This is a genomic window from Streptosporangium sp. NPDC006013 (assembly GCF_040614275.1).
In the GTDB taxonomy this organism is placed as follows: domain Bacteria; phylum Actinomycetota; class Actinomycetes; order Streptosporangiales; family Streptosporangiaceae; genus Streptosporangium.
Genome location: NZ_JBEXUE010000539.1, coordinates 1 through 6,411, shown reverse-complemented (window position 1 = coordinate 6,411; position 6,411 = coordinate 1). Strand labels below are relative to the sequence as shown.

The 6,411-nt window shown below is 70.8% G+C and carries 7 protein-coding genes and 1 tRNA gene; 4 read left to right on the top strand and 4 right to left on the bottom strand.

Annotated features, from left to right (window positions below):
• Positions 1-175 precede the first annotated feature (175 nt).
• A tRNA-Gly gene (locus ABZ260_RS44265) sits at positions 176-247 on the bottom strand.
• Positions 248-858: 611 nt separating this feature from the next.
• Here ABZ260_RS44265 and ABZ260_RS44260 point away from each other — a divergent pair.
• The gene (locus ABZ260_RS44260; protein ID WP_355630023.1) at positions 859-1,830 is read left to right on the top strand and encodes an alpha/beta hydrolase; all 972 of its coding nucleotides are present in this window, start codon (positions 859-861) and stop codon (positions 1,828-1,830) included.
• On the opposite strand, the gene ABZ260_RS44255 is transcribed toward ABZ260_RS44260, so the two are convergent.
• The 3 genes from ABZ260_RS44255 to ABZ260_RS44245 all read right to left on the bottom strand — a co-directional run bounded on the left by ABZ260_RS44255 (position 1,772) and on the right by ABZ260_RS44245 (position 4,458).
• Entirely contained in the window at positions 1,772-2,950 is a 1,179-nt protein-coding gene (locus tag ABZ260_RS44255; protein ID WP_355630020.1) for a helix-turn-helix domain-containing protein, read from the bottom strand. The two genes, ABZ260_RS44260 and ABZ260_RS44255, sit on opposite strands and share 59 nt — an antisense overlap.
• A gap of 226 nt (positions 2,951-3,176) precedes the next feature.
• The gene (locus ABZ260_RS44250; RefSeq protein ID WP_355630017.1) at positions 3,177-4,154 is read right to left on the bottom strand and encodes an aldo/keto reductase; all 978 of its coding nucleotides are present in this window, start codon (positions 4,152-4,154) and stop codon (positions 3,177-3,179) included.
• A 109-nt stretch (positions 4,155-4,263) separates the two neighbouring features.
• Positions 4,264-4,458 carry a DUF1918 domain-containing protein gene (locus tag ABZ260_RS44245; RefSeq protein ID WP_355567776.1) on the bottom strand — a complete coding sequence of 65 codons (195 nt, stop codon included), beginning with the start codon at positions 4,456-4,458 and terminating at the stop codon, positions 4,264-4,266.
• Positions 4,459-4,621: 163 nt separating this feature from the next.
• Between ABZ260_RS44245 and ABZ260_RS44240 the strand changes: the two genes are divergently transcribed.
• The 3 genes from ABZ260_RS44240 to ABZ260_RS44230 all read left to right on the top strand — a co-directional run.
• A complete protein-coding gene (locus tag ABZ260_RS44240; RefSeq protein ID WP_350928608.1) occupies positions 4,622-4,963 on the top strand; it encodes a metalloregulator ArsR/SmtB family transcription factor in 342 nt (113 codons plus the stop codon).
• Positions 4,964-5,090: 127 nt separating this feature from the next.
• Complete coding sequence (locus tag ABZ260_RS44235; RefSeq protein ID WP_355630014.1) at positions 5,091-5,219, top strand: hypothetical protein; 129 nt, start codon at positions 5,091-5,093, stop codon at positions 5,217-5,219.
• Positions 5,220-5,348: 129 nt separating this feature from the next.
• On the top strand, positions 5,349-6,411 hold a 1,063-nt coding region (locus tag ABZ260_RS44230; protein WP_355630011.1), incomplete at its 3' end, for a TauD/TfdA family dioxygenase.

Sequence of the window (6,411 nt, the reverse complement as noted above, 5' to 3'; positions counted from 1 at the left end):
CTCGCGCTCTGCCGAGGCAGCCGCGTCGGCAGAGCCGAGCGGCTCACACCGGTCAGCCTGAAGGCCGGGCCGCCCGTGCCGCCATGACTCTTTCTGCTGCGGGCCTGCCGACCGGGCGGGGGTCGCCACTCCCCTCGCCGAGTCCCAGTCCCATGGCCCTCTTCTTTCAGGGCGGAGCCGCAGCGGGGACTCGAACCCCGTCCTGCCGGGTGGAAGCCGGCTGCCTTACCGGTTCGGCCTCTGCGGCGTGTCTCCCCGGAATCTCCCGGGGGTGAATCCTTTCGCGCCCTCCGGAAGGGGAGCCCGAACGAATTCGCGTTCAACGTGCTGCACTGTGAAGTTGTCCATCTCGGAAACCGGCCGTCCGGTTACCGCCGCGAAAGCGGCCGTACCCGGCCAAAGAAATAAAGAAGCCGCCTGCGACGGGGTCTCTGGCGGCTCGGCGGTTTCCCTTTCGGGATTTATCCGCCTGACCGTCCTGGGACCTGACCGAGACTGTTGAGCAGGGAAGACGCGGGTAGCTTCAGCTGCCACACCGGCGATGCACCGTGGTTCACGGCCGCTCCTTTCCCTGAGCCGGAGCGGGTGCCCCTGCCTTTGTTCATTGAAGGGCAAAGTCGGCCCCCGGCGCCAATGATTTTTATCGGGGTTCATTTCCGGTGGCGGCTTCCGCGATCGGTACGGAATTCACCTCTCCCCCCTCACACGTGGACCCGAGCCGGCCGGGTCCCTCTCGTCGTACCGAGGGGCGGCCGCCGGGTGGCGGTCGGCGGTGCCCTCATCCCAGCCATGTCGCGGTTGTGGAGGGGTGCGGGTTCACGCATGATCGACGGAAGGGACCGATCTCATGGGAGTGACATGGCGTTTCATCCGAACCTTGATCCCGGACTGGCTGCCGCCCTTGAGGCGACCCCCCTGCCGGTCGCGGACCTCGGTGCCCTACGGCTGGAGGACCTGCCCGGCATCCGTCTCCAGCTGAGCGCGGCGCGCGCCGCGATGGCTCCGCTCGCGCCGGACGAGCGGGTCACGATCGAGGACCGAACGGTGCCGGGTCCGGACGGCGACCCCGACATCCGGCTACGGATCTACCGTCCGGCCGGGCGACGGGAAGCCGTTCCCTGCCTGTACTGGATCCACGGCGGCGGGATGATCCTCGGCGAGGTCGAGATGGAGGACGCGCGCCTCAACGACTACGTCGCCGAACTGGGATGCGTGATCGTCTCGGTCGACTACCGCCTGGCTCCCGAGCACCCGGACCCGGCGCCGGTCGAGGACTGCTACGCGGGCCTGGTGTGGACCGCCAAGAACGCCGTCGAACTGGGGGTGGACCCGGATCGCATCGCGGTGGGCGGGATCAGCGCCGGAGGCGGTCTGGCCGCGGGAACCGTACTGCTCGCCCGCGACCGGGGCGGCCCGGCCCTGGCGTTCCAGCTGCTGATCTGCCCGATGCTGGACGACCGCAACACCACCCCGTCCAGCCTGGAGTTCGCCGAGGCGATCGTGTGGAACCGGGCGGCGAACCTCCTGGGCTGGAAGGCCCTGCTGGGTGAGCGGGCAGGCGGCGAGGACGTCTCCCCGTACGCGGCCCCGGCCAGGGCGGCCGACCTGTCGGGCCTGCCCCCGGCGTACGTCGACGTCGGTGAGCTGGAGGTCTTCAGGGACGAGTGCGTCGACTACGCCCTGCGGCTGGTTCAGGCGGGTGTCTCCACCGAGTTCCATCTCTACCCGGGTGCCTTCCACGGCTTCGACGGGATGCTCCCGCAGGCGGAGATCAGCCGCCGGGCCGCCGCCGAGCGGATAGCCGTGCTGCGCCGGGCCCTGCTTGCCTGACGGCTTCTCCGACGGTGGGGCGCAGGCGCACCAACCGCATGGCCAGGTGCGCCCGGAGCCGACCCGCCGAGTCCGCGAGGGAGAAGCCGAGAACGGCCTCCGCCCGCGTGATGCGCGCGGCCAGCGAGCTGTGGTGCAGGTGCACGGCGATGGCCGCCCTGCGGATCGTCCCCTCCGCGCACAGCGCACGCACCGCCTCCAGCGCCTCGGTGCCGTACGGTCGGCGGGAGAGCTCCTCGACGGCCCGCACGTCGGCCAGGTCCGCGATGGCCTCGTCCGGCACGTGGGTCGCGAACAGGGCCAGCGCCCCGAGATCCGCCCAGTCGACCACCCGGTCGGCCGGGTGCGGGCCGGTGAAGCGCAGGGCGGTGCGCGCCCCCGCCCAGGACTCCGCGGCCCCGGCTCCGCGCGTCTCGGGGCCGACACCGACGCGCCAGGTGTCCGGCATCTCGGGTGGCTCGCCCGCGCCGTCGGTGCCGGAGCTCACCAGCAGCGCCACGGTGTCGCCCATCCGGGCGGCACGGGCGTGGCGGCCGGTGGCCCGCAGCCGTGCGGCCACCCGGGTCCCGTCACGGGACTCCGGATCGTCCCGGGCGTCGTCGTGGGCATCGTGAGTGAGGACGGCGAGCACCCGCAGGGGTGCGGCCGGGCCGAAGCCGAGCAGCCGCAGGGCACGTGCCCGCTCGACCTCTCCGGTGTCGGCTGACAGGACCAGCTCCACCAGGGCGGGGTCGGGGACGGCCTGGGCCTGGGCTGCGGCCCGTTCCAGGGTGAGCTCCGCCGCACCGGCGAAGCGTTCCAGCACGATCTCGTCGAGGCCGTGCGGCTGCCCCTCGCGTTCCATCCACACCGTGCCGAGGTCCGAGTCGAGGGGACGGCGGAGCACCGATCCGGGAGGCGCCGCGGACGGCTCGGGCGTCCCGCCGGGGATCACCCGCGTCCGCCCGCCGGTGAGCGCGTCGACCAGGCCGACCGGGCACTGTGCCAGGCGTGCCGTGGCCTGGAGCAGCACCGGGACGCTCACGTGGCTCCGCACCAGCGAGTCGAAGTAGGCGATGACGCGGACGGCGCTCTCCGCGTCGGTGTCCAGCGCCGACAGACGGAGCAATAATCCCTGCACGGCTCCACACTAGGTCTCCGCCCGCTCCTGCGAACAGGTTGGCGCGAGCCCCGCCGACGCGACTCCGATCGTCTCCGCGCTCGCGAGCGGGACCGAGGAAAGACGACAGGCCGGACTGTGCCTGCTCGGTTCACCTGACAGAGTCACAACAGCGAAAGCCCTCATCCGCCGGCGAGGGCCGGGTTCCACACCCGCGTGGAACCCGGCCCTCGTCACTCACGGCGGTTCACCAGCGCTGGTGGACCTGGGGGCGGATCAGCTCGTCGTAGATCTCCCGCACACCCTGGAGAGTGGCCTCGGGCAGCGCGTCGAACGCGGCGGCGGCCGCGTTGGCACGGGCCTGGGCCGGGTTGCGCGCACCGGGGATGACCACGGAGACGCCGGGCTGGTCGATGATCCAGCGCAGCGCGAACTGCGCCATGGTGATCTGGGGCGGCACCAGCGGGGCCAGGCGGCGCACCGCCTCCAGGCCGGTGGCGTAGTCGACCCCGGAGAAGGTCTCGCCGACGTCGAAGGACTCGCCGTGCCGGTTGAAGGTACGGTGGTCGTCGGCGGCGAAGACCGTGGACTCGTCGTACTTGCCGGACAGCAGGCCGCTGGCCAGCGGGACGCGGGCGATGATGCCGACCCCGGCGGCGGCCGCCGCCGGGAGCACCTTCTCCAGCGGCTTGAGCCGGAAGGCGTTGAGGATGATCTGAACGGTGGCCACGTTCGGCCGGGCGATCGCGGTCAGCGCCTCCTCGCAGGTCTCCACGCTCACCCCGTAGGCGGCCACGCGGCCCTCCTCCACGATGGTGTCGAGGGCGTCGAAGACCTCGTCCGAGGAGTAGACCGGGGTGGGCGGACAGTGCAACTGCACCAGGTCGAGGGTGTCGACGCCGAGATTGACCCGGGAGCGGTCGGTCCAGGCCCGGAAGTTGTCCAGGGTGTAGGCGGACGGCTCCTGGGCGACACGGCGGCCCATCTTGGTGGCCACGGTCAGCCCGGGCCTGTCCTTGATCAACTGCGAGACGATCTGCTCGCTCCGTCCGTCGCCGTACACGTCGGCGGTGTCGACGAAGGTGACCCCGCCGTCCACGGCCGCGTTGAGGGTGGCCAGTGCCTCGTCCTCGCCGACCTCACCCCAGTCGGCCCCCAACTGCCACGCGCCGAGCCCGACGACGCCGATCTGCCTGCCGGTTCCACCCAATTCACGCTGCTGCACATCAGCGATCGTAGCCCGCGCGACACGATGGGATCACCGGTGTCCGTGGCGGAGCGGTCCCGGCCGCCCCGCCATCGGCAATTCTCACCAAACGGGCGCGAAACGCCTTCTAGTCCGGTGTCTTCGACACCACATGGGCGTCAGGCCCAGGAAAAACGAGGCTCTCGTGCTGGTCGTCCTCCCAGCGGACCACGTAGGGCGGGCTTCCGTCCTGGTGATGGAGTTCGACGATGAACCCGATCTTGCGAGGGTCGCCGCTGTGGGTCCCCTCCACGATCAGCTTGTCACCTATGGTTGCCTTCACTGTGGCCTCCTGGATCACAGGTGCCGGCTCTCCGGGCATCCCTCTCCTCCCATGGCACCATCCCGCGGCGCATACGTCCAGGTGGGAGGCATATTGTGGCGGCCGAACGGTTCGGTCGGCCGCGGAATTCCCGCATATGAGCCGACACTGGGATAGTGAGGCCATGCACGCACTCGACGTTCTCGGTGACCCCGTCCGGCGCCGGATCCTGGAGTTGCTCGCCGATGGCGAGCGGGCGGCCGGCGAAATCAGCGCCGTGGTGCAGGAGGAGTTCGGGATCTCCCAGCCCGGCGTCTCGCAGCACCTGCGCGTGCTGCGGGACAACGGGTTCGCGACCGTGCGCGCCCAGGGAACACGGCGCCTGTACGCCGTCGACCCCGCCCCGCTGCGGGAGGTGGACAGGTGGCTCGACCGCTACCGGCACTTCTGGACCCAGCGCCTCGACGCCCTGGGCACCGAGATCGCACGGGGAAAGCGGGAGCGCCGCGCCGGAGAGGCCCGCTGAGGCCGTCCCCGCCCGGAGGGCCGCAGAGGCGCACAGGCGTAACGGAGGGCGAGACGACATCTCTATTGACGGAACCTTTGGGAGCGGTCTAGCGTGGCGGAAGAACCACCAGCCGCAGGAGAGAACCATGACCCAGGTAGCCGCACCAGGCTCCGGGTCCAGCCTGCCCTGCTTCAGGGATCCGATGCGGATCCGCCCGCCGCGCAAGGGCCTGCGCCCAGGTACCGCCGCCGGGGATCCGCAGACTCCCTTCTGACCCTGGCGTCGCGGCGGGCTCCGCCGCACGACCGGTTCGTGCGGCCTCTCCCGTCGCGTTCCCGCCCGGATCACGTGTCCCGCCCCGGCGAGCACTTTCTGAGACGACCCCGAGCACTCGGAGCGCATCATGACCACAGACCTTTCCTCATCCCCTATCACCGGCCCCTCCGCCTGGCGTGGTGACGAGCTGGCCGGATCGACCCAGTGGATCTACCTTCTCAACGACGCCGAGCGTGAGGAGCTGGAAACCCTCGGCCGCCGGTTCGTCGAGGACGACCCCGACCTGCGCGACGTGTCCGCGGAGAGCTACCCGCTCGTCGCCGCGCGCGGCATGATCGAGGAGTGCGCGCGGCAGATGGACGCCGGGCGCGGCTTCATCCTGGTCCGCGGCCTGCGCACCGCCGAGTACGGCGACACGCTGGCCGGCGCGATCTTCTTCCTGATGGGCCTGCACCTCGGCACGCCGATGGAGCAGAACCAGCTCGGCAACGTGCTCGACCACGTCATCGCGACCTCCAACAAGACGCTCGACGACCCCGGAGCGCTGCCGTCGCGGGTGCGCGACCGGCTGCCCTTCCACTCCGACAGCTCCGACGTGGTGGCGCTGATGTGCCTGCGCGCGTCCAAGGAGGGCGGCTCCAGCAGCCTGGTGAGCGGCACGACGATCTACAACGAGATCCTGCGCCGCCGCCCCGACCTCGCTCCCCTGCTGTTCGAGCCCTGGCACTGGGACTGGCGGGGCCAGGACCCCGACGCCCTCTCGGACACCTACGTCTCCCCGATCTGCAGCTACGTCGACGGGGTCTTCAGCACCTACGCGGGCAGCACGATGATCTTCTCCGCCCAGAAGTACCCCGGCGTGCCGCAGCTCACCGAGGCGCAGATCGAGCTGCTGCACCTCTACGACGAGATCACCCAGGAGCAGGGGCTCCCGATCGACATGGACTTCCAGCCGGGTGACGTCCAGTGGCTGCTGAACTACGCCGCCCTGCACTCGCGGACCAGCTACGTCGACTGGCCCGAGCCGGAGCGCCGCCGGCACCTGCTGCGCCTGTGGCTCAAGCGCGACGTGGGCCGCCCGCTCGTGGAGGGGTTCGGCAAGCTCTGGAACAGCCTGCTGATCAGCGGCTCGGTGGCCGTGCTCGCGACGGTCCTGTCGGTGCTCAACGCCTACGCGCTCGGCATCGGCA

Excerpts from the sequence above, each read along its gene's own strand:
- ABZ260_RS44235 (WP_355630014.1), top strand. The coding sequence starts at position 5,091 with ATGACCCAGGTAGCCGCACCAGGCTCCGGGTCCAGCCTGCCCTGCTTC.
- ABZ260_RS44260 (WP_355630023.1), top strand. The coding sequence starts at position 859 with ATGGCGTTTCATCCGAACCTTGATCCCGGACTGGCTGCCGCCCTTGAG.
- ABZ260_RS44240 (WP_350928608.1), top strand. The coding sequence starts at position 4,622 with ATGCACGCACTCGACGTTCTCGGTGACCCCGTCCGGCGCCGGATCCTG.